The organism is Psychrobacter sp. 1Y4 (genome assembly GCF_051847555.1).
This window is the reverse complement of sequence record NZ_JBPYDE010000778.1, coordinates 1-620: the sequence shown is the minus strand read 5'-3', so window position 1 is coordinate 620 and position 620 is coordinate 1. Positions and strand designations below refer to the sequence as shown.

At 38.1% G+C, this 620-nt stretch carries 1 protein-coding gene; it reads right to left on the bottom strand.

The window, feature by feature from the left end; genetic code table 11:
- Positions 1-135: 135 nt before the first annotated feature.
- Positions 136-620, bottom strand: a 485-nt coding sequence (locus ACS8FC_RS18840; RefSeq protein WP_439297914.1) for a hypothetical protein, incomplete at its 5' end; no start/stop codon positions are given.

Here is a 620-nt window from a genome sequence, read left to right as displayed (position 1 = left end):
GAGGCTGCTTTTTTATTTATTCGGACTTGTAGTATCGCTTACATCTCAATGCATACTTATATGAAAGCTCAAGGGATGCTCAGAATTAATCATAAATCCTATAAACCTAAAGCCATATTGTAAATACAGCTTCTGCTACAACATATTCACTAAGGGTTCTGCTTGACCTACTTCTAGCACTTCTTCTACAGTAGGTTCTTTTCTATATAACGGAAAGAAATCAGAGCGCAAGTCACTGTCACTGAACCAGATACCCGCTACTAAATTTGCATATTTTGCCGTGTTGACGATAAGCCTGTAAGTCTTAAATAGCAGTTCTTGTGAGCTAAATCCTTTTTTGTATTCGTACAAAGAATCTAGGTTTGATCCGACCCCGCCGCCAAGGTGTAGCACCTTATAGTTGTTGTTTCGACCCCAGTCTCGAGCGACATGAGTAATAAGTTTGGATGGTTGCATATGAGTATATTCATTTAGCGTACCTCCAAGATGAAACTGCATAATGCCTGATTCTTTACATATCGTGTATATAGAGGAGCCGATCGCTTTGTTATCTTGATAAGCGGTTATCAGTAATATTCTGTCTTGAAGATGCTTAAGCAAATTGAAAAAATAATCGTCAT